Annotated in this window: 23 protein-coding genes; 6 read left to right on the top strand and 17 right to left on the bottom strand. The window is 37.0% G+C overall.

The features are described 5' to 3' along the window. The first annotated feature begins 39 nt into the window (after positions 1-39). From dapA to ACKTSC_RS03305, 5 genes are all read left to right on the top strand, one after another. A complete protein-coding gene (dapA, locus tag ACKTSC_RS03325) occupies positions 40-924 on the top strand; it encodes a 4-hydroxy-tetrahydrodipicolinate synthase (protein ID WP_407856809.1) in 885 nt (294 codons plus the stop codon). A 1-nt stretch (position 925) separates the two neighbouring features. Further along, a complete protein-coding gene (dapB, locus tag ACKTSC_RS03320; protein WP_332579766.1) occupies positions 926-1,681 on the top strand; it encodes a 4-hydroxy-tetrahydrodipicolinate reductase in 756 nt (251 codons plus the stop codon). A 63-nt stretch (positions 1,682-1,744) separates the two neighbouring features. After that, entirely contained in the window at positions 1,745-2,446 is a 702-nt protein-coding gene (gene dapD, locus ACKTSC_RS03315; RefSeq protein ID WP_332579767.1) for a 2,3,4,5-tetrahydropyridine-2,6-dicarboxylate N-acetyltransferase, read from the top strand. A gap of 119 nt (positions 2,447-2,565) precedes the next feature. Next, entirely contained in the window at positions 2,566-3,207 is a 642-nt protein-coding gene (locus tag ACKTSC_RS03310; RefSeq protein WP_407856808.1) for a hypothetical protein, read from the top strand. Positions 3,208-3,588: 381 nt separating this feature from the next. After that, positions 3,589-4,866, top strand: a complete 1,278-nt coding sequence (locus ACKTSC_RS03305) for an amidohydrolase family protein (protein WP_407856807.1) — start codon at positions 3,589-3,591, stop codon at positions 4,864-4,866. 342 nt (positions 4,867-5,208) lie between these two features. Here ACKTSC_RS03305 and ACKTSC_RS03300 read toward each other — a convergent pair whose 3' ends face one another. From ACKTSC_RS03300 to ACKTSC_RS03260, 9 genes are all read right to left on the bottom strand, one after another. Next, positions 5,209-5,745, bottom strand: coding sequence for a TetR/AcrR family transcriptional regulator (locus tag ACKTSC_RS03300; RefSeq protein WP_407855279.1), 537 nt, complete (start codon positions 5,743-5,745; stop codon positions 5,209-5,211). A gap of 30 nt (positions 5,746-5,775) precedes the next feature. Beyond that, positions 5,776-6,477: an ABC transporter ATP-binding protein gene (locus tag ACKTSC_RS03295; RefSeq protein WP_332579771.1), complete on the bottom strand. Its 702-nt coding sequence runs from the start codon at positions 6,475-6,477 to the stop codon at positions 5,776-5,778. Between the two features lie 50 nt (positions 6,478-6,527). Further along, positions 6,528-7,589: an ABC transporter permease gene (locus tag ACKTSC_RS03290; protein WP_407856806.1), complete on the bottom strand. Its 1,062-nt coding sequence runs from the start codon at positions 7,587-7,589 to the stop codon at positions 6,528-6,530. Between the two features lie 133 nt (positions 7,590-7,722). Continuing rightward, a complete protein-coding gene (gene pnuC, locus ACKTSC_RS03285; RefSeq protein ID WP_332579773.1) occupies positions 7,723-8,466 on the bottom strand; it encodes a nicotinamide riboside transporter PnuC in 744 nt (247 codons plus the stop codon). 47 nt (positions 8,467-8,513) lie between these two features. Further along, on the bottom strand, positions 8,514-9,209 hold the full coding sequence (locus tag ACKTSC_RS03280) for a deoxynucleoside kinase (RefSeq protein WP_332579774.1): 696 nt from the start codon (positions 9,207-9,209) through the stop codon (positions 8,514-8,516). Positions 9,210-9,492: 283 nt separating this feature from the next. Then, positions 9,493-9,903, bottom strand: coding sequence for a prenylated flavin chaperone LpdD (lpdD, locus tag ACKTSC_RS03275; protein WP_407856805.1), 411 nt, complete (start codon positions 9,901-9,903; stop codon positions 9,493-9,495). Beyond that, positions 9,893-10,465 carry a UbiX family flavin prenyltransferase gene (locus ACKTSC_RS03270; RefSeq protein ID WP_407855283.1) on the bottom strand — a complete coding sequence of 191 codons (573 nt, stop codon included), beginning with the start codon at positions 10,463-10,465 and terminating at the stop codon, positions 9,893-9,895. Before ACKTSC_RS03270 ends, lpdD begins: the two co-directional genes overlap by 11 nt. A 9-nt stretch (positions 10,466-10,474) precedes the next feature. Beyond that, positions 10,475-11,947: a UbiD family decarboxylase gene (locus tag ACKTSC_RS03265; RefSeq protein WP_332579777.1), complete on the bottom strand. Its 1,473-nt coding sequence runs from the start codon at positions 11,945-11,947 to the stop codon at positions 10,475-10,477. Between the two features lie 95 nt (positions 11,948-12,042). Beyond that, positions 12,043-12,918 carry a LysR family transcriptional regulator gene (locus tag ACKTSC_RS03260; protein ID WP_407855284.1) on the bottom strand — a complete coding sequence of 292 codons (876 nt, stop codon included), beginning with the start codon at positions 12,916-12,918 and terminating at the stop codon, positions 12,043-12,045. Between the two features lie 112 nt (positions 12,919-13,030). Here ACKTSC_RS03260 and ACKTSC_RS03255 point away from each other — a divergent pair, with 112 nt between their 5' ends. Next, on the top strand, positions 13,031-13,762 hold the full coding sequence (locus tag ACKTSC_RS03255) for a DUF554 domain-containing protein (RefSeq protein WP_407856804.1): 732 nt from the start codon (positions 13,031-13,033) through the stop codon (positions 13,760-13,762). Between the two features lie 113 nt (positions 13,763-13,875). On the opposite strand, the gene dhaM is transcribed toward ACKTSC_RS03255, so the two are convergent. The 8 genes from dhaM to ACKTSC_RS03215 all read right to left on the bottom strand — a co-directional run bounded on the left by dhaM (position 13,876) and on the right by ACKTSC_RS03215 (position 21,643). Beyond that, positions 13,876-14,244, bottom strand: a complete 369-nt coding sequence (dhaM, locus tag ACKTSC_RS03250) for a dihydroxyacetone kinase phosphoryl donor subunit DhaM (RefSeq protein ID WP_407855286.1) — start codon at positions 14,242-14,244, stop codon at positions 13,876-13,878. After that, positions 14,237-14,815 (bottom strand): dihydroxyacetone kinase subunit DhaL, encoded by a 579-nt coding sequence (dhaL, locus tag ACKTSC_RS03245; protein ID WP_407855287.1) that lies wholly within the window; start codon positions 14,813-14,815, stop codon positions 14,237-14,239. Before dhaL ends, dhaM begins: the two co-directional genes overlap by 8 nt. 32 nt (positions 14,816-14,847) lie before the next feature. Next, complete coding sequence (gene dhaK, locus ACKTSC_RS03240) at positions 14,848-15,831, bottom strand: dihydroxyacetone kinase subunit DhaK (RefSeq protein WP_332579782.1); 984 nt, start codon at positions 15,829-15,831, stop codon at positions 14,848-14,850. Between the two features lie 61 nt (positions 15,832-15,892). Then, on the bottom strand, positions 15,893-16,615 hold the full coding sequence (locus ACKTSC_RS03235) for an MIP/aquaporin family protein (protein ID WP_332579783.1): 723 nt from the start codon (positions 16,613-16,615) through the stop codon (positions 15,893-15,895). Positions 16,616-16,681: 66 nt separating this feature from the next. Then, positions 16,682-18,205, bottom strand: coding sequence for a glycerol kinase GlpK (glpK, locus tag ACKTSC_RS03230; protein WP_407856803.1), 1,524 nt, complete (start codon positions 18,203-18,205; stop codon positions 16,682-16,684). 10 nt (positions 18,206-18,215) lie between these two features. Further along, entirely contained in the window at positions 18,216-20,015 is a 1,800-nt protein-coding gene (gene glpO, locus ACKTSC_RS03225) for a type 1 glycerol-3-phosphate oxidase (protein ID WP_407856802.1), read from the bottom strand. Positions 20,016-20,276: 261 nt separating this feature from the next. Beyond that, entirely contained in the window at positions 20,277-20,678 is a 402-nt protein-coding gene (locus ACKTSC_RS03220; protein WP_407856801.1) for a VOC family protein, read from the bottom strand. A 146-nt stretch (positions 20,679-20,824) separates the two neighbouring features. After that, positions 20,825-21,643, bottom strand: coding sequence for an Asp23/Gls24 family envelope stress response protein (locus ACKTSC_RS03215; protein WP_332653523.1), 819 nt, complete (start codon positions 21,641-21,643; stop codon positions 20,825-20,827). Positions 21,644-21,760: the final 117 nt, after the last annotated feature.

Below are 21,760 nucleotides of genomic sequence, written 5' to 3'. Positions count from 1 at the left end.
CGTTTTCTAAAATAATTATGAATGAAGGAGTTGATTTCCTTGAGTATATTCGAAGGATCTGGTGTCGCTTTAGTTACCCCTATGAAAGCAGATGGTGCGGTGGATTATAAGAAGTTGGATGAATTAGTTGAATGGCAAATCAGCGAAGGAACCGATGCAATCATTGCTTGTGGAACGACTGGTGAAGCCTCCACTCTTTCCAATGATGAACACATCTCTGTAATTGAAGCAGTGGTCAAAAAAGTCGCAGGTCGTATTCCTGTTATTGCAGGAACCGGGGTTAACGATACTCGCCATGCGATTAAATTATCCACCGGCGCACAACGCGTTGGTGCAGATGCACTATTAGTTGTCACCCCTTATTATAATAAAGCTTCTGACGAAGGATTATTTTTACACTATCAAGCAATTGCTAATAGTGTCGAAGTGCCGATTATTTTATATTCCGTCGCTTCACGGACAAATATGAATATTACCCCACAAATGGTCAAACGATTGGCTGAAATTCCAAATATCGTCGGTATCAAAGAAGCTAGTGGTGATATCTCGCAAATTGCTGCAATCGCCCAGCTAATGCCTGCTGATTTTGCCATTTATTCTGGTAATGATGATCAAGTATTACCGATTATGGCTTTAGGTGGTCGTGGAACCATTTCAACGGTTGCTAATATTGCACCAAAACAAACACATGAATTAACGGCGGCAGCTTTAACAGGTGATTTTATTAAAGCGAAAAAACTTCAATTAGCGCAAATTCAATTGATTCACATACTTTTCTGTGAAGTCAATCCAATTCCAGTCAAAACAGCGGTCAGCTTACTTGGAAAATTTGATGTTCATTTTAGATTGCCGCTTTCGCCTGCCAAAGCTGAAACAGTGGAACGCTTGAAAAAAGAAATGTCAGCTTACGGGTTGGAGGTCTAATATGTTAAACGTGATTTTAAGTGGTGCAAACGGACGAATGGGCAAAGTATTGCAAACGTTAATTGCTCAACAAACCGAAATGCAAGTTGTTGCTGGGATTGATCGTGAAGCTTTTGAAGCAGACTTTCCTACTTATCAAGCCATTGCTGACTGTCGTGAATCCGCAGATGTCGTGATTGATTTTTCTCATTACAGCGCAGTCCCAGACGTTTTAACGTATTGTGTCGATCATAAATTACCGGTCGTGATTGCAACAACTGGTTTAACTGATGAAGTAAAGACACAATTAATTTCTGCCAGCAAAGAAACAGCGGTCTTCTTTTCAGCTAATATGTCGATTGGAATCAATCTCTTAGCTAAAGCGATTCGTGAAATCACACCGTTATTAGAGGATGAATTCAATATCGAAATTGTAGAAAAACATCATAATCAAAAGAAAGATGCTCCCAGTGGAACGGCTCTTTTATTAGCGGATGCTGTCAATGACGCAGTGGAAGAACCAAAAACCTACATCTATGGGCGCCATGGCAACGACTTAGAAAATCCTCTCTCTGAATTAGGGATCCACGCAGTTCGTGGCGGCACGATTCCTGGAGAGCATACCGTGATTTATGCTGGTCCAGATGAAGTGATTGAATTAAATCATTTGGCATTGTCCCGTGATATTTTTGCTAGCGGTGCTGTCAAAGCGGCAAAGTATGTCAGCCAAAAAACAATTGGTTTATTCGATATGGAAAAACTAATCAACGAGAAATAAAACCCATAGCCATTTTTAAATAAATATAGCAATTCGCTATGCTATTAAGATAGGAGAAATTTTATGACGTTAACAGATCCATATGAGATTGCAAAATATATTAAAGATGCTGAAAAAACAACGCCAGTCAAAGCCTATGTGCAAGGTGATCTGAGCGATGTTAAAAAAGAGAATATTCAATTTTTTGGTCAAGGTGATTCTTGGATCCTAATTGGTGAAAGCCAAGCGGTCAATGAATTATTAAACGAACAAGCAGCAAAAATCAACGCTGTTCATTTAGAAAACGACCGTCGTAACTCTGCGATTCCAATGCTGGATATCACAAATATCAATGCACGTATTGAACCCGGCGCAATGATTCGTGACCGCGTTTCGATTGGTGACAAAGCAGTGATCATGATGGGCGCAGTTATTAACATCGGTGCTTCGATCGGTGAAGAAACAATGATCGATATGGGTGCGATTCTGGGTGCTCGAGCAACAGTTGGAAAACGTGCGCATATCGGTGCTGGTTCTGTGTTAGCTGGTGTTTTAGAGCCACCTAGTGCTTCACCAGTTATCGTGGAAGATAATGTTTTGATTGGCGCCAATGCCGTGGTTTTAGAAGGTGTTCATATTGGAAAAGATGCGGTGGTTGCAGCCGGTGCAATCGTGACTAAAGACGTCCCTGCCGGTGCCGTAGTAGCCGGTGCTCCAGCTAAAATTATCAAAACAAAAGATGAAGTTGATCCTGGAAAAACAGAATTTTTAGACGATTTACGTTAGAAAAAGGCGAAGAGATGCTTCTCTCCGCCTTTTTTGCGTATTTTTACTGCACTTTGCGGGAAATATGCTATAATACAAACGGAAAGAAACTCTATAAAGAAAGCGACTGAATTATTCTCGTGAATTTAAAAAGTATCAAGAAATCTATCAAAACTCGTAACAAACAAATCAGCAAAGCATTCGCACAAGTTGAAGAAACTTTAGCGAACCACATCCACAGCGATGTTAAAATTTATTTTGATAAAGTTGAAACTTATCGCATTCATTTGGATGAAACAACTCCAGAAGGCCAAGCTCGTCAAATCGTAAGTGCTGAAGATGATCATTCATTTAAAAATCTAGTTGATAACTATTTACAAAAACCTGAAACAGAAATCCTAAATCAACTAACAAACAGCCTATACAATCTATGGTCTGAAAGTTTCAAAGATTCAACTGCTGTTTCTGCAACAGAAACAGATCAAGCAGCTGAATTAGCTCAAGACATCTTAGCTGATGTTGTAAAAGAACCAACTGTTTCTGGCGTTTCAGCTGAACAAGCGGAAGCGTTGAATCAAGCATTAAAATCTAAAGCTAACTATTCTGCTGAATGGTCAGATGCTGATCAAACAATCGAAGTCTTTTACAATCCGCCTAAGAAAGATCGCCAATTATTAGCGACTGTCGCTGCAGATCAAACCATCACTTACATGGATGCTTTAGCAACTAAACGAGTAATGAAAAAAGAATTACCAGACATGATTGCATCTGTCTTAGCCTAAAAAGGAAAGTCTAACTTTTAAAATCATAAAAGTTAGACTTTTTTCTTTTTCAAGTTGTATTGAAAGCAATAAAAAACGAAAAACGTATCAAAATGGGAAATCATTACCCTTTTGATACGTTTTTTTAATCTCATTTAATTGTTCTTACTACTAAAATAGTAATTAAAATTAGATTTCAATAATCAGTATTTAATTGTATAAAATAATATAAATGTTAATTAATTGACACTTTGTTAAAAATGTTAATATACTTATTATAATAATAAGTATTTTTATGTTATCTATTGTTTGGTAGTTAAAAAGCTAGCAAATTATTTTTCAATTAAAAAAATATAACTATATGAACTGAATCAATAAAATTATTGAATTAGGAGTGTTAATGTGGAAAATTTTGTGCTAAAAGGTCAAATTTGTTATAGTGTTTCACCTACTGAAATAAAAACTATCGAGAATGGATACATTGTCTGCGTTGATGGTAAATCCAGGGGCGTATTTGAAAAATTACCTTCAAACTATCAGAATTTAACGATCAAAGACTTCGGCGATCATTTGATTATTCCAGGCTTAACAGATGCCCATGTTCATGCTCCCCAGTTCGAATTTAGAACTTTAGGAATGGATCTAGAATTATTAGATTGGTTGAACACCCACACCTTCCCTACTGAAAGCAAATACGCAGATGTTGAATATGCTAATCGGGCTTATCAGCAATTTGTTAAAGAACTTGTAACCACACCGAATACACGAGCCATTATTTTTGGCACGCTTCATGTTCCAGCAACAATTACTTTAATGAATCAGTTGGAGGCTTCAGGACATGTGACCTTAGTAGGAAAAGTGAATATGGATCGTAATGGCTTTGAAACGCTAGAAGAAGAAAATGCTGAAAATTCTATTCTTAAAACAGTTGAATGGCTAGAAAGTATTCAGGGAAAATATCAGCGAACGATGCCGATTATTACTCCTCGTTTTATTCCTTGTTGCACAGATCAATTAACTAAGCGCCTTGGTAAACTAGCGCGTAAATACAAATTACCCGTTCAAAGTCATCTTTCTGAAAATCTTAATGAAGTCGCTTGGGTTAAAGAATTGGCTCCTGAGTCTAAGTTTTATGGGGATGCCTATGACCGATTAGGTTTATTTGGCGATGATATTCAAACCATCATGGCTCATTGCGTTTGGTCGTCAGAAGAAGAAATTGCCTTAATGAAAGATAGGAATGTCTTTGTCGCTCATTGCCCTTCTTCTAATACTCACTTATCTTCAGGGATAGCACCCATTAGAAAATTTATGAACAACGGTCTCAATATTGCGTTGGGAAGTGATATCGCTGGTGGAACTCATACCTCAATCTTGCGAGCAATGGCAGATGCTATTCAAGTTTCTAAACTTTACTGGCGCTATATCGATCAAAACGACAAGCCTTTAACAATAGAAGAAGCGTTCTATTTAGGTACGATTGGTGGTGGTTCTTTCTTTGGTAAAGTCGGTAGTTTTGCAGAAGGATATGAATTTGATGCAGTTGTTTTAGGTTCTGATGAGAATATCTTACCTCAACGTCCGGAATTAACTTTACTTGAAAGATTGACTCGCTGTATTTATCTCGGTGATAACCAAAATGTAGCTGCTAAATTTGTTCGTGGTCAACAGATCGTCTAATGAAAAATTTTCCTACTATTACATTCACCTCATACTATTGAACAAAAAGGAGCAGTAAAATTATGCAAAAACTTTTTGTAATAGCAATGAAGCGTTAGCGATGAAAAAAGTTTTTATTCATGTTTATCTCTCAATCGATAGTTTATTAGGTAATTTTAAGTAACCTCGATTTCAAGTGGGCTATTTGCATTTTTTTATTATAAAAATGACTATACGCTTAGATATAAATTGAAATTTTTTGCTTTGATTAGGATGAAGAAACAAAAAAACCGACTGGATTTTTTTAGTCGGTTTATTTCTGATTATTTTAATACTAAAGTTTCAAAGCGGTATTGTAACTCTCTATTTGAGAATTCCGTAAAAAAATAATTGAATCGCTGCTTGGAGATTTTCTTTGCGATTTTCTATAGGTGAATCCAGATAAGCAGAAATCAAAATAAATAGTTGACGGACTGCAAAATCTGCTTCTACTGTCGAACGCAATTTTGATGATTGTTGAAACAAATCAATAAATGGTTGTTTATAAGAATGTTCCCATAAAACAAATAATTTTTTTGATGTTTCAGGTTGTAAAATGTGCTGAATATCATGCATCATCATAAATAAACTGAATGGATGCCTTGCTTGTAGATAAAAAGCCATCGCTACTATTTTTTCTTCAAAAGAATCCTCACTAATCCCGATCTCAATCAAATTTTTGCGAACTTCATGTGATAAACGTTGCATCACTTGATAATAAATAGTTTCTTTATTTTTAAAATGATAATAGATATTTGGCTGGGTGATTCCTAAAATATTTGCGATTTGTCGTGTAGACGTATCATTATAGCCTTGCTTCATAAATAATTCTTCCGCAACATCTAAGATTTCTTCATACATGGCATCGCCTCATTCTCTTTGATACCTTTATTATACGACAGTTGCCGCTTGTTCTTCATGCTTGATTTCTTTTTCTGTCAATCGTCCATCTCTCATTTCTAAGACTCGGTCGCAATATTTCACTAAACGAGTATCGTGCGTTACCATGATCGTGGCTTTATTTTTTTCTTTGGTTTCTTTTGCTAAAATTTTGACCACTTCATACGCTTTTTCAGAATCCAAGCTAGCCGTTGGTTCATCAGCTAAAATGATCGTTGGATCATGATATAAAGCTCGCGCAATCGCTACACGCTGACGTTCGCCCCCAGAAAGTTCCTCAGGATATTTATTTTCTAATCGATCGATCTCCAATTGTTTAAAAAGTTCATCCGCTTTTTCAGTATTTTCCTGTTTGCTGACTTTATCGACCAATTTTAATTGTTTTTTTACTGTCAGAAAAGGTACTAAATTTGATGCTTGAAGAATGAACCCAATCTCTTTAAAGCGTAGTTTTGCTCGCTCTTTTTCTTTCTTTCCACTAAAAGCTTCATCGTTGATCCGAACTTCTCCTGAAGATGGTGCTTGGAGACCACCTGCAATCGTCAAAAAAGTACTTTTACCAGATCCAGATGGACCAATAATTGCTACAAATTCTCCTTTTTCCACCGAAAAATTGGTTTCTTTTAGTGCTTCGATCGTTGTATCGCCATCTTTAAAATCTTTTTTTACTTGTTTAAATTCAATTGCACTCATCTTGATCCTCCTATTCATTTCTTATTACTGATAATCGTAGATCCGAATTCTTACCCGATCGCCTTTAAAGGATCGATTTTAACAATTGTTCGAACTGAGAAAAAGGCTCCGATCAATGCGACTATGATCATCAGTAAACTGATGGCGATAAAGAATAAACTATTAACTTGGAAAGGTACTGCATCTGGTAGTACCAATGCTGTCCCTACTGTAGCTACTAATCCAATCACTACACCAACAGTTGCTAATAAAAAGGTTTGGGCGATGACTGAAATAGCAATATAGCGGCTCGAAATCCCTTGTGCTTTCATCACCCCAAAAATTTCTGATTTTTGCATCGTTAAGACATAGATAAAAATCCCGATTACGATCGCTGCAATAACGATTAAAAAGCCAATCATAAAGCCAAAAGTCAAGACTTGAGCACTATACCCCGGTAATTCATTGATAAAGTTTTTAATGCTTGTTTTTTCTAAATCTTTTGGCACTGAATCAACCGTTCCTTTTGTTACAACTGCATTGATTCGTGTGTTTTGACTCGTTCCTTTCGTTTCAAAACGAATTTCTTGATAGGCTCCCAGAGTAGTGTATAAAACTGGTGCTACATTAAACTTGGCATTGTCGGTAAAGCCAACAATTTTTAAGGTTTTATCATTGCCAGCCATTTTGATCGTTTCTCCTAGTTTCAAATTGTACTGTTCTTTCAATGAAAGATCTGCAACAGCTTCCTGATCTGAATCAAACATTTTACCACTAGTAATTTTAGGCGCTAAAAATTGATCTTTATCGATTCCAAAAAAGCTAACATCGATTTTTTCTCCATTGTCCCCTTTGATAATACCCGCTGTTTGGGCCAGATAAGCTTTCTGATCTGCTTTCACTTCATCAAACGTTTCCAACGGAATCATCGACATATTCAAATTATCATTTGCTTCCTCTGCTAAAAGAATCGTATCGGCATTCCATTTATCCACTGCAGTTCGATTATCTTGCGCTAACCCATATGCTAAACCCGTCAAAAAAAATACCAGATATGCGATCAAAAACATTACGCCCATCACTAACGTGTAACGCAATTTAGAATGTCGGATCTCATTGATTGCTAAAAACATACTTTCCCCTCCTACTTATCACTTGATAAAATAAACGTAACATGTTTCATTTATTTTCGTTACTAAAATGCTTGCGGTCTCCTTCACAGAGTTAAAATAAGTCGATTTTAAATAAAAAAAAGCCATTGAAAAATCAATGACTTAAATGATAATATTCTTCTTCCATCGCTTGCATACGTGCTCGTTCCTTTTTATTGTACCAAGGAGAGACGGTGAACGCCAACACATCGTTGATCAAATACACAGAGCTATTTACAAACATCGCCAAACTAGCTGAACCATGTCTAAACGAAATATACCATAATACCATTTGAGCTAAACCCGAAGCTAACCACCAATAGTATTGATTATTGTAACGTAAGAAGCTGATTACTCCAGCCGTCAAACTAATTGAAAACGCGATTGCATCGATCCAAGGTCTTGGATCATCGGTAAAGCGCTGGATCAAGGTGCCAGAAACAAAGTAAACGATGATCGTGCTGACAATCGCGATCACCCAGACTTTTCCGGTAAATTTACGGATCTTGGCAGCCATGTTATGATTCCATTCTTTACTCAATAACACTGGAATATCTAGCGTGATCATATAAGCAATTTGTTCGCCGATACTCAAATAGTTTTTAGCTGAAAAGCCGACATAAATAAAACAAATGGCTGAAATGATACCCAAAACACCATTAACTGATTTAGCTGCGTTAATGGACAAAATACATAGCACGCCTAAAGTAGTTCCGATAAATGTTACGACTGTTAAAAATGTGATCGGTTGATTGACAAGTGTCATGATTTGACAACCTAAACTGAAAAAGAATAAGTAATAATTTTGTTGCGGCCATCCTTTTAATTGATGGAATAAAAATTTGAAATAGTTTAACATGATTGGCTCCTTCTACAAAACAGTCGTTCTTTATTGATTAAAAAAAATTAAAAAATGCCTTTTTCAAGATTATTTGAAGAATAATACTTTGAGACTTTACTTTCAGATCGATTCATTTGGACCATTTTTTCTTTGATCTCAGCAATAACGATTTCAGCAGCTTTGGGATCTGCCACAAAGTCATACCGATCGCCATCGATCTGAATTTTAGGACATAAATCAAAATGGTCATACCAGTCTTGATAACGTTGATTGACTAATCGATAGTACTCATATAATTCTGGATTGGTTGAGACTTGTTCATAATCACGTCCACGTTTTTCAATTCGTTCCAACATCACTTCGAATGAGACATTGATATGGATCAATAGATCCGGTCGCTTTTTAGGCGCTACTTTGTCTAATTCCTTTAACATCGTATCCAGCAAATGATCATACTGGATAACTTCATCTTGAGTGACTCTTCCAAGATCAGCATTTAAATGAAACAGCAAGCTATCCTCATAAATCGTTCGATCTAAAACATTATTGGCTTGTTGCAGTGCATCTTTCATTGCTAAAAAACGCTTGTTTAAAAAAAATATCTGTAACAGAAATGTATATTTTTCTGGATTCGAGTAAAACAACGGCAAGACTTCATTGTCATCGACATTTTCATAAAAAGGCCTTGAGTTCATTTCTTGTGACAACATATCTGTCAGGCTGCTTTTACCAGCACCGATTGTTCCAGCTATCAGTAACATTGTTTCATCTATCCTTTCTTATTAAATTTAAAAATACCTGTTAGATCCTTGATAATAGTACGTCTAAATTTTTGTAAAGTAAAGACTAGATTTTGTGCTTTTTTAATGGTATAGAGAAAATGCATACAACATATGGTGTAGTTTCTTTATATAAAATGTATGTGCTTTCTTCAAAAAAAACGTTCCTCATCTATTTTTTAGCAATTAGAATAACTAATCGATCGTTTATTCAGAATAAGAAGCTGGGGCAAAAGTAAAATTACTTTTGCCCCAGCTTCTTTATTTATTGCGGTTTCTCACCGTTTTGATAATAAACTGCTTCTTCGCCCCAATTGACTGTTTCTAACCATTGAACAATTTCTCGGCTCAATGATTCAACCATTGGAAAAGAGGATGCAATCTGTGCTTTTGAAATATGATCAACATGGACTCCAGACGTTACGACTAAATAATGAGGAATAGTTTTAGCTACAGCTTTGACAAAAATATCTGCTAAAACATCATCTTTATGGAAGCGTCCATCGTGACTCAGAAAGCGAGTGACTTTTTTTTCTTCTATAGTATAGGTCGTAACTGTCCCGATGTGTGGCGTATCTCCACCAGTGATAGTGGCTAAAACATCTTGACCAATAATTTGAAGTGCGATCGAGATCGTAAAACCTGCTTGTCGGATCGAAAAGAGTTTACTTTCCATCCTTCCACCTGCGTCCTTCATTTTCAATCCCTAAAGCATCCAATAATTTCATTGTTTGGTGATGCAACAAATCATCGATCGTCTCTGGGTGATTGTAAAATGCTGGAATCGGTGGAATAATTTGCACACCTAGACGTGCCAATTTTGTCAGATTTTCTAAGTGGATCGCATTCAGCGGTGTTTCTCGTGGGACGATCACTAATTTTCGTTGTTCTTTCATTGTGACATCTGCTGCACGAGAAATCAAACTTTCACCAAAACCAATCGAGATACCAGCGACTGTTTTCATGCTGGCCGGCACAATGATCATTCCTTCAGTCAAAAATGATCCGCTAGCTACCGCCGCACCTAAGTCTTTGTTGCTATATTCAACATCGATCAACGCTGATAAATCTTTCATTGTTAAATCCGTTTCAAGCTTCAAGTTTTCTTTGGCCCACTGACTAACGATGACATGTGTTTCAACTTCCGGGATGGTCTTTAATTTTTTTAATAAATCAATAGCATAAACTGTTCCAGAAGCTCCACTGATTCCGATCACGATCCGTTTTTTATTGGTCAATTTTTCCACCTACTTCAAATATTTTTCCCAATCAGGAACTTCTTTAAATTGTGCACGAATAAAATGTTCTTTCATGTCATATGGATATGTTCCATCTAGAATTGTTTTAGAACTCATTCCGCGGAAACGAATGTTTGCTGGATCGTATTCAGGCAATTCAGAAGGATCTAATGGATGATTACGCATACCAGGAAGTACCATAATATCTTTTGTTCCTTGGAAGCGTGTGTTCAATGTCCACATTACGTCATTCATATCAAAAATATCAACATCTTCATCAACTAAAATAACTGTTTTCAATTCTTTGAATGCAGATAAAGCTAAGATAGCTGCTTGACGTTGGATTCCTTCATCGGAAGGCCCATTTTTCTTGATTTGCATGATTGACATTAATTTACCGCCACCTGCTGGAGGATTGTATACATTCAATACATTTCCTGGGATAGCTTTGTCAACTAATGATAAGATGCTGGCTTCTGTTGGGATACCCGCCATTGATACGTGTTCTTCAGAAGGTCCAATTGTTGTTTGCATAATTGGATTTTTACGATGTGTCACAGCTTTAACTTTTATCACATTCACAGCTGGGTTAGCATCACCAGTATAGCCAGGGAATTCAGGCATTGCTTTACCAGTATTTGTGTTGATATCTTCTTGCATTGTTTGATGAGGCATAAGTTCTGCTTCAATAATGAATTCAGCACGAGCGATGCCGACTTCATCTACTGCAACACCGTCCACGATTTGAACTGGTTCTTTACGTAATGCACCAGCAGTCCACAATTCGTTGTAACCAAGTGGTGTGGTTGGTGGTTCAAATGTAGTACCGATCGCAATTGCAGGATCTAAACCAATGTTGATTGTAATTGGCATTGGTTTGTTTAATGCTTCATATTGTTTGTGGAAATGTCCGATGTGACGTCCACCAGGCATGATATAGATACCAATTGTATCTTCATCTTCTAAAACCATCCGGTGAATTGTTACGTCACTCATTGTTTTTTCTGGATCTGATCCTAAAACAACACCTAGAGTGATATATGGACCAGCATCTTCTGGAGTGTTTTTAGGAGCTGGAATAATTTTACGAATATCAAAACCTTCATCAGTTGCTAAATGAACTACTTCTTGAGCAGGAGCATCTGCTTTAGAAACTTTTTCAGGCATAACTGGATTTTCGACAGCATCTTTTAAGTAGCGGCCTAATGTCTTATAGTCATGATGTAAAATTTCGCCTACACGACGACGGCTAGCCATTGTTCCGATATTGACACGAGTTCCAGGGAACCCTTTTACATTATTGAAAGTCATTGCTGGACCTTCTTGAGTCGGACGTTTTACAGTACCACCGGCACCGATATAACGATATACACCAGATAAATCTGCTTCTGGATCAATTTCTACATCTGTTTCATGGTATTGACCAGGCAATTCTTTTAATTCCTCAATTACTTTACGTAAATCATATGGTTGATTTGACATAATTGAACCTCCTTTGTTGATTACAGTCTCTATTCTAGTCGTATCGTTGGAGAAAACAATTCGTAATTGGGTAAATTAAATTCCAAACTGGAATACTATTGCTGTTCTTTCAAATAATCCCAAAATTCATTTACGATCATCGAGGTATCATTTTTGCGTTTGATAAAGGCTAACTTGCTTTTGACATTTGGTGTAATCGGCAACGCGACTAAATGATCTTCTGGATTTAATTTGAACGTTTTACTCATTAAAATAGCAATCCCTAAATTTTCTTTCGCCATTTGGATCAATAAATCGATCCGCGAGCTGACATTTGCGATGCTCGGATCAAAACCTGCTTGATGGCATAAATCAATCACTGGTTGTTTTAATTGACTCGTCTCTCTTAATAGTAAGAAGCGTTCATGTTCCAATTCCTTTAATGAAAGCTCGGATTTTTTTGCTAGCGGATGATCTTTAGTAAATACTGCCACAAATTCGTCCTCTTCTGTTATTAGCACCTCCGTATCGGGATGATTCCACTCAAAAAAACGTGAAAAAACTAACCGATTTTCTCCATGCTCGAGCACTGCTACTAGTGCATCCGTCTCTGCTTCTCGTAATTGCAAAGTTGTTTCTGGATGCTTATTTAAGAAAGACATGATTGTAGTAAATCCTTCATACTTGATCAAAGTCGGAATCGTTGAGATATGCAAAATCGTTTCTGAGCCTGTTCTCAAATCAACTAATTTATTTTTCATTTGATGGTATTGATCGACAATAGTCTGAACATAAGTCAAAGACAATCTTCCAGCTTCAGTTAATTCTATTTTCTTGTGTGATCGGGTAAACAGTTTAGTATCCAACTCTTTTTCTAAGGAAATTATTTGCTTCGAAACATTTCCTTGACTTGTGAACTGACGCTCAGCTGTTTCAGTATAATTTAAGGTTTCTGAGAGATCGATAAAAACTTCCAATTTATGAATATCCATACTGATGCTCCTAACTATTCTAATTAAGAATAATCTAGCACAAAAATGGAATTGGTGCGAATAAAAATCGATGCTACAATAACATCGCAATCGTAGAAAGGGGATTTATTTTATGCCAACTGGAGTTATTATCAATGCTGGATCCGTGTTATTAGGCGGAATTATTGGAGGATTTTTCGGAAAATATTTATCAGAAAAGTTCAAAACTGAAATCAATATGATTTTTGGGGCTTGTTCGATGGCAATGGGGATATACGCAGTCGCACCGATGAAGTATATGCCCGCAGTCATTTTTGCGGTCGTTATCGGAACTGCTTTAGGTCTTTTCTTCCATCTAGGAGATTTAGTGAATCGTGGAGCAATGGTCATGCAACGTCCGATCTCAAAGATTTTTCCAAATGAAAATTTAGGGATGACACACGATGAATTTGTTGCTACATTAGTCACTGTAATCGTGCTATTTTGTGCTAGCGGTACTGGGATTTATGGTAGCTTGGACTCAGGTATGACTGGTGACAGTTCTGTTTTGATTGCTAAATCAATCTTGGATTTCTTCACTGCTCTTATTTTTGCTACAAATTTAGGTTATGTTGTTTCAATTATTGCGATTCCACAATTTATTATCTTTTACATTTTGTTCTTATTAGCAAAATTCATTTTCCCACTAACTACACCAGATATGATTTTAGATTTTAAAGCTGCTGGTGGTATTTTGATGTTAGCAACTGGTTTCAGAATGATCAAAGTAAAAATGTTCCCAACCGCCGATATGATACCGGCAATGATTTTGATCATGCCTTGTAGCTGGATCTGGGCTAATTTGATTTTACCTTTACTTAGCTAATAAAAAAAAAGGTTTGAGTATCATACTCAAACCGTTTTTTTATTATCCTAATTTTCTAATTCACCAATTACTGGTTTATACTCTATTTTTAAAGTGTCTTTCATTCAACACTATTATTTTATTTTGAGCTCAGCTAATTGTTTTTCGATTTCTGACTCTTCGGCATCTGCTGCTAATAACGCGCAAGCTGTATATGCACTTTCAACAAATGCTGTATCAAATAAAGTAACTTTTTTGTCTGTCATCTCAATCGCCATCTCTAAATTCATTTTGGCGCTTCCTAAATCATAAAAAGCTAAGATCTCATCTGCTGAATTTTCTTCGATTGCTTTAGAAATACGTTCCATTGACGTTCCAATACCGCCATCTTCTAAACCACCCGCTGTTGTTACAGGTACATCCTTAGCAACTTCACCGATTAAACGTTTCAATCCTTCTGGAATTTCTTTTATATGTGATACTAAAACGACACCTCTACTCATTAAAAACACCCGCCTCTATCAATGATTCAAAGAAATAAGCTGAAGACATCGCACCTGGATCGATATGACCGATTGAACGTTCACCTACGTAAGAGGCACGACCTTTCGTTGCTTTAATATTCTTCGTTTGCTCAACTAAAATCTCTAAAGTTGCTGTGTTTAAAGTACCGTTATTTAAATTATCAACTGCTGGTACCCAAAGATCCAACATTGTTTTTTCTCCCGGTTGAGAATTCCCTCGTTTTTCAATTCCAACAATCGCTGCTTTAAGCAATGTTTCAGGATCGTTCGAGTCCTTACTTGCTTTCATCATTTCCATCATTGCTGTGCCATACAAAGGACCAGAAGCTCCACCGACCTTATTGATCAAAGCCATCGCTGTTGCTTTAAAAATTGCTGGCAAGTCACCGGATAAGTCAGCTGCCATTACAGCATCCATTCCTCTTGCCATATTGTTACCATGATCTCCATCACCAATCGGTGTATCTAACTCACTTAAATAATCTTTTTTAGCTTGAATTTTATCGTTGAATATTTCTAGCGTTTTACGTAAATTTTCTGGTGTGAACATAAGCTTCTCCCCTTTAACCCATTTAATTTGTTTTACCAAGCAATTGTATGCACCGGTTCATTTAGTAATCGTGTACGTTCGTCATCTAATTTAACCATAGTGATCGAAGCTCCTGCCATTTCAAGAGAGGTCATATAATCACCTACTTTTGTAAAAGCCAATTCAATCCCATCTGCTTCCAAAAGTTTTTTGGCATCATTAAAGTAAATAAATAATTCCATCAGTGGGGTACCACCCATACCATTGACTAATAAACCAAATTTATCACCTTTTTGCCACTTAAATTCAGCTTTCAATTTTCCAATGATTTCTTCAGCAATTTCTTTTGATGGTTTGATTTTCTCACGACGATATCCTGGTTCTCCATGAATTCCAACACCAAATTCCATTTCATCATCAGCTAACGTAAATCCTGGTTTTCCTACTTCTGGAACAGTCGCTCCTGATAAAGCAATCCCAACTGTTTTGATATCTTGAACAAGATCCTTACCGTATTCAGCCAACTCAGTAACTGATTTTCCTTCGCGAGCTAATCCTCCTAAAATTTTGTGGACTAAAACAGTTCCTGCAACCCCTCGACGACCTTGAGTGTAAGTACTATCTTCGACCGCGATATCATCATCTACTAAGACTGTTTCAACTTTGATATCATCCATATCAGCCATATCTTTGGCCATGTCAAAGTTCATTACGTCGCCAGAATAATTTTTAATAATCAGTAATGTCCCTTTTCCTTTGTCAGTTGCTTTGATTGCTTCATAGATTTGATCCGGTGTTGGTGAGGTAAATACTTGTCCACAGACCGCCGCACTCAACATACCATCTCCGACAAAGCCTGCATGTGAAGGTTCGTGACCACTTCCACCACCGCTGACTAATGCTACTTGATCGTAATCATCGTTACGAGCAACTACCAATGTTTCCGGAAGTTGTTTCACATATTGAGGGTAAGCATTGACAAGGCCACTGACCATTTCTTCAACTACATTTTTTGGATCATTAATAATTTTTTTCATCGTATTTCCTCCCTTGTAGAAAGTCTTAAAGGGCGATAGTAAACTATCACCCTTTTAATCATTAAATTGGTAATGCCATAAATAATAATGCTGCTAAAATTCCGCCAATGATCGGGCCGACAACGGGTACCCATGAGTAACCCCAGTCAGAATCACCTTTGTTAGGAATGGGTAAGAATGCATGAGCAATTCGTGGCCCAAGGTCTCGCGCAGGGTTAATCGCATATCCTGTTGTTCCACCTAAAGATAAACCAATAACTAAAATCAAAATACCTACGGCAATCGGATTTAGTCCATCACCAAATTTACTCATACCGAATGTCAATAAAGCAAAAACGAGCATAAAGGTTCCGATGATTTCACTAATTAAATTGGCACCTAGACTACGAATCGCTGGCCCAGTTGAGAAAACACCTAAAATAGCTGCTTGGTCTTTTGTTTCTTTCCAATGTGGATAGTAATGAATAAACACTAATACCGCACCAATAATCGCACCAATCATTTGGCCTAAAATATAAGGTACGACCATATCCCAGCCGATTTTTCCGGCAATTGCCATCCCGATCGTTACTGCTGGATTCAAGTGAGCAAACGACATATAACCTGCGGCATATGCACCAATTGTTACTGCTGCACCCCAGCCTAAGGTAATCGCGATCCAACCTGCTCCCTCAGCTTTACTTTTTCTTAAGCTTACTCCGGCAACAACACCATCACCTAATAATACTAAGACCATCGTACCGATAATTTCTCCAATTACTTGAGTTGTCATACTCGTATCCATAGAGCTTTCCTCCGGTTTCTTTCCATCACAATGATTTTTTCAGCGAAAATCATCCATTATGATCGATTATTTTTTTGAATCGTCTTTATCGATTGGTTTATGTTTATATTGCATTGTTGCTTTAACTGCTTCTTGCCAGCCTTCATATAAATCGTCTGTCATTTCTTCATCCATTTCAGGTTCGAAGTGTTGACCATCTGAAGCGAATTTTTTGATTTCTTCAATATCTTTCCAGAATCCCACCGCTAATCCGGCTAAGTAAGCAACACCTAAGGCAGTTGTTTCTAAATATGGCGCACGTTCAACTGGCGTTTGTAAAATATCAGCTTGGAATTGCATCAATAGATCGTTTTTCGAAGCACCGCCATCAACTCTCAATAGTTTAATTTCCGTATTTGAATCTTTTACCATTGTTTTAACTACATCCGCTGTTTGATATGCCAATGATTCTAGCGTTGCACGAATGAAATGTTCTTTCGTTGTTCCTCTAGTTAAACCAAAGATTGCTCCTCGAGCTTGTTGATCCCAGTACGGTGCACCTAACCCAGTAAATGCCGGTACAACATAAACATTTTCACTGCTATCGACACGTTTTGCATAGTCTTCTGATTGGGGTGCTTGTTGGAATAGTCTCAATCCGTCACGCAACCATTGGATCGCAGAACCAGCTACGAAAATACTTCCTTCAAGTGCGTAAGTAACTTTTCCATCGATGCCATAACCAATCGTCGTCAATAATCCGTTTTCAGAAAGAATTGGTTTATCCCCAGTATTCATAACAATAAAGGCACCTGTACCATACGTATTCTTAACGGTTCCTTTTTCAAAGGCTAATTGGCCAACCAGCGCAGCTTGTTGGTCTCCGGCCATACCAGCGATTGGTACTTGGTTACCATAAAAATGATAATCTTCGGTGTGACCATAAATTTCTGAATTTGATTTTACTTCTGGCAACATTTCTTTGGGAACATCTAATAAGTCCAAAATTTCTTGATCCCATTCTAAATCATAGATATTGAACAACATTGTTCGGCTTGCATTACTATAATCAGTCACATGAACTTTTCCGCCAGTTAATTTCCAAACTAACCAAGTATCGATTGTTCCAAATAATAGTTTCCCTTTTTTAGCTCGTTCCCGTGCACCATCGATTTTATCTAAAATCCATTTTACTTTGGTTGCTGAGAAGTAAGAATCGATCAATAGACCCGTTTTCTTTTGGATCATTTCTGAATGACCTTGTTCTTTTAATTCATCAGCGATGTCACTCGTTTGTTTTGATTGCCACACGATGGCATTGTAGATGGGATGTCCAGTATCTTTTTCCCAGACAACAGTTGTTTCACGTTGGTTCGTGATCCCGATTCCTTCGATTTGAGTCGGGCGGATACCACCTTCAATCAAAGCACCGGCAATAACCGATTGAACAGAGTTCCAAATCTCATTAGCATTGTGTTCTACCCAACCAGGTTTTGGAAAATATTGGTTGAATTCTTTTTGCGAAGAGCTGACTTCTTTTCCTTCTTTATCAAAAATAATAGCTCGTGAAGAAGTTGTTCCTTGATCGATTGACATGATATATGATTCCATATTCCCACTCCTATTCTTTTAGATCCGCTAATTGCGTGATGCGGATTTGATTCTCTAAATCTGATTGATACGTTTCTTTAGTTGCTTGATCCCAATCAAAATACTCTGCCATCGCTTCGACAACAGCATCTTTGATCTCCATCAATCGATGACTGATGAATAGCATGTAATTGGAACGACGCAACAAGTAATCGACAGGTGTTACGACCATTTCAGCTTGTAAGGCATACAATAATGACATCGATTCGCCTTGGCTCAATCCATCAAAAACTTTTTCATCTTTCAAAGCAAAGACTTTTTCAGCATTGGAGCCATATAAATCGGCGATGTATTTAGCATCTTCTTTACTGAGACCTTGATCTTCTCCCGCTTTAGCAAATTTTTCTAATTCCTCATCCACATTTTTAGCATCGAAGTCGCCACCAGAAACAGGATATTTTGCGGAATCGATCAATTCGACTTTTTGATCTAATAAATCAATGATTTTCTTCATAGCTTCAGAAGCCATTAAACGATAATCAGTTAGTTTACCACCGGATAAAATCAATAAACCATCCTCTGCAATCGTTAAATCACTGCCACGAGATACGGCCGATGGATTATCTTTAGGTTCTTCTTTTGCTGCACCGGTAATTGTTTTCTCAACAGCGGCTCGTGATTGATTGCCTTTTGAGTAGTCTTCGGCTGCATTGATAATTTTTTCAAAATTCTCATCACTGATTTTTTCTTTGGTCGTTCCATTGTAGTCGCCACCGGCTTCACTGATCAACGGACGTAAGCCCGCCCAAGCAGCCTCAATATCATTCACTGATAATTTTGCATCAGGGTAACGACGATTAACGATTTTCAACAAATAATCCACATCGGACTGTTCAACTCTTGGATTATCAAAATCACCTTGATAGTCAGTATCTGTTGTTCCAAAATATGTTTTGTTCTCTCTTGGAATGACAAAAATCATTCGACCATCTTGTTCGCCAGTATCAAAATATGTTGGTTGCGGCACTTTTAATTTTTCACCATCGACAACTAGATGGACACCCTTTGTTGGGCGCATATGTGGTTTATGATCAATTTCTTTGTCTAGTTGTTTAACGATGTCAGACCACGGACCAGCGGTGTTGATGATTAATTGGCTATTGATAGTGATCGATTCATCATTCAATAAATCTTTTGCTTTGACCCCTGCAACTTTTCCGTCGTCATTATGGAAAATTTCTTCGACTTTCAAGCGGCTAACAGCCACTGCTCCATCTTCTACTGCTTTTTTGATATTTTCGATGACTAAACGAGCATCATTATTGCGGTAATCTAAATAAACGCCACCGCCTAATAATCCTTTTGATTCCAACTGAGGTTCGCGTTTTAAGATTTCTTCTTTGCTTAACATGTAGTTAGCGTATTTTCCGCCAGTGATACCCGCTAAGTGATCATATAAATCCATTGCTACTTTAATTGAAAATAAATTAAAAGTTGATCCTGGTTCGTCAAAAATCGGTAAAATCATCGGATCCGCTTTCGGAATATGCGGCGCAATTCCTTGGATTTTCGCTCGTTCACCAACTGTGTCGGCGACAACTTCAACATCAAATGTTTTAAGATAGCGAAGCCCTCCATGAACTAATTTAGTTGATCTTGAAGATGTTCCTTCAGCGAAGTCTTGCATCTCAAGCAGTGCTACAGATAGTCCTGATGCTGCTGCTTGTAAAGCGACTCCTGCTCCAGTGATTCCTCCACCAATGATCAACAGATCAAATTTTTTTGATTTCAATTTTTCAATTTCTTTGTTGCGATCAATAAAAGAAAACATAATCTTCCTCCTTACGGGTTTCTTCATAAAACAATAGATGATGGCTACAAAAATAGTGTAGCACAACGAAAAACGCTTTCAAAAACATTAGATTGTGAATTTTCCAATAAACCATTAAAAACTTCGGAAATTCTGACTGTTTTTGAATAAAAAAGATCACACTGATGATCCACGGAAATAAATAAAAATCGTAAACTTCTTTCCTACAATGAAGAAAGAGTTACGATTTTTATCTATCATATTAATTATTTTTTTCCTTATTTAAGGCATCCGCATCCAAACCGGTTCTAGTTGATTCCCATCCAAGTCCACTACTTCTAAGCTAAACATTTCCTCTTCAGGTATGTCCATATCCACTGAGAAATAGTCTCCGCCATTTGCTTTAGCTAGTTCAGCAAATTTTCTAACTGCTGCCGGATTCTCAACGGTAAAAGAAGTCAAAACACCACTAACAGTTTGCGCGTCAGCAATTTTTTTATTTTTTAAAAACAGTTGATACAATTCGTGTTTCAATATCATGATCCAAAAAGTATCGTCCCAAATCATTGTACTAGCGGTTTCAGTAGACATACTCTCATCTTTTTTAAATCCCAACTTTTCATAAAATTCAGTTGATGCACTCAAATCTTTGACTGGAAAATTAGTAAATACAATGGTAGACATTTGAACTCACCTCTTTTCTTTTTTAGTTTCCCTCATTATGCTTGTATCCCAAACCCAAAGTAAAGAAAACGCTTTAATAATAGTTTTTCACAATTCCAAAGAAAAATACCAATGCAGTCAAAAAGACTACACTGGTATGTTTGTTCTTATTTATCTGGTGATTGCTGTGCTTCTTTTGTTTGATCTGTAGCATGATCAGCTGAATCTTTTGCTTGATCCGTCGCCTCATTGACTGAGTCTTTTACTTTTTCAGTTTGCTCAGAAACTTTTTCACCAGCTTTTTGTGCTGTATCGGTTACTTTATCTTGAACCGTTTCGCTGTCTTTTTCAAATTGTTCGGCTGTTTTAACATCGGTAACATCGACATTAACTTCGATCACATCTAAATGGGTCGCATTGTGGACTTCTTTTTGAATCAGTTCTTTTATTTTATTGTAGACCTCTTCAATATCTTTTCCATATTCAGCAACAATCTTTAAATCAACCGCTACTTGTTTTTTACCAACTTCAGTCTTGATGCCGGCTCTCTCATTATCAACATTAACGAGTTTTTCAGCTGTATTTGAAAATACACCGCCATCTACTGCTAATAACCCATCAATATCATTGATGGCTTGGGCGATAATTTGTTGAATCGCTTTATCTTCAAATTTCAACGAACCATCATTTTTTTCATTTGCTGAAGTATTCTTGACATCATGGTTGGACTCAGCTGCATGATTACTTGATGCGTTGCCTTTTGAATCCTTAGAAAAACGGTCATCTTTATCAGAATGATTTGACTGATTGTTCGATTGTGTTTCTTCTACCTTTTTTTCTACATTTGGAACAACTGGATCTGGATGCGCTGAAACGGGTGCAGTCACATTTTTCAAATCTTTTGTGCCTTTTGATTCATTTGGAGTAGTTGGATCTGGATGGGCTGAAATCGGTGTTTTTGTATCCTTGTTATCTTGTTTACTCATACTAAAATCCTCCTAAGGTTTAATAGTTATCGATTAAAAATATTGAACACTGTTACTCATGCTAAATTTTACTTTTTATGAATATTTAATGGCCTTTTTTCTAATACTCTATATTAA

The sequence above is a fragment of the Enterococcus hailinensis genome, from assembly GCF_045862035.1.
Lineage (GTDB): Bacteria > Bacillota > Bacilli > Lactobacillales > Enterococcaceae > Enterococcus_A > Enterococcus_A hailinensis.
The sequence above is the reverse complement of the archived record's forward strand: the minus strand, read 5'-3'. Positions and strand labels throughout refer to the sequence as shown.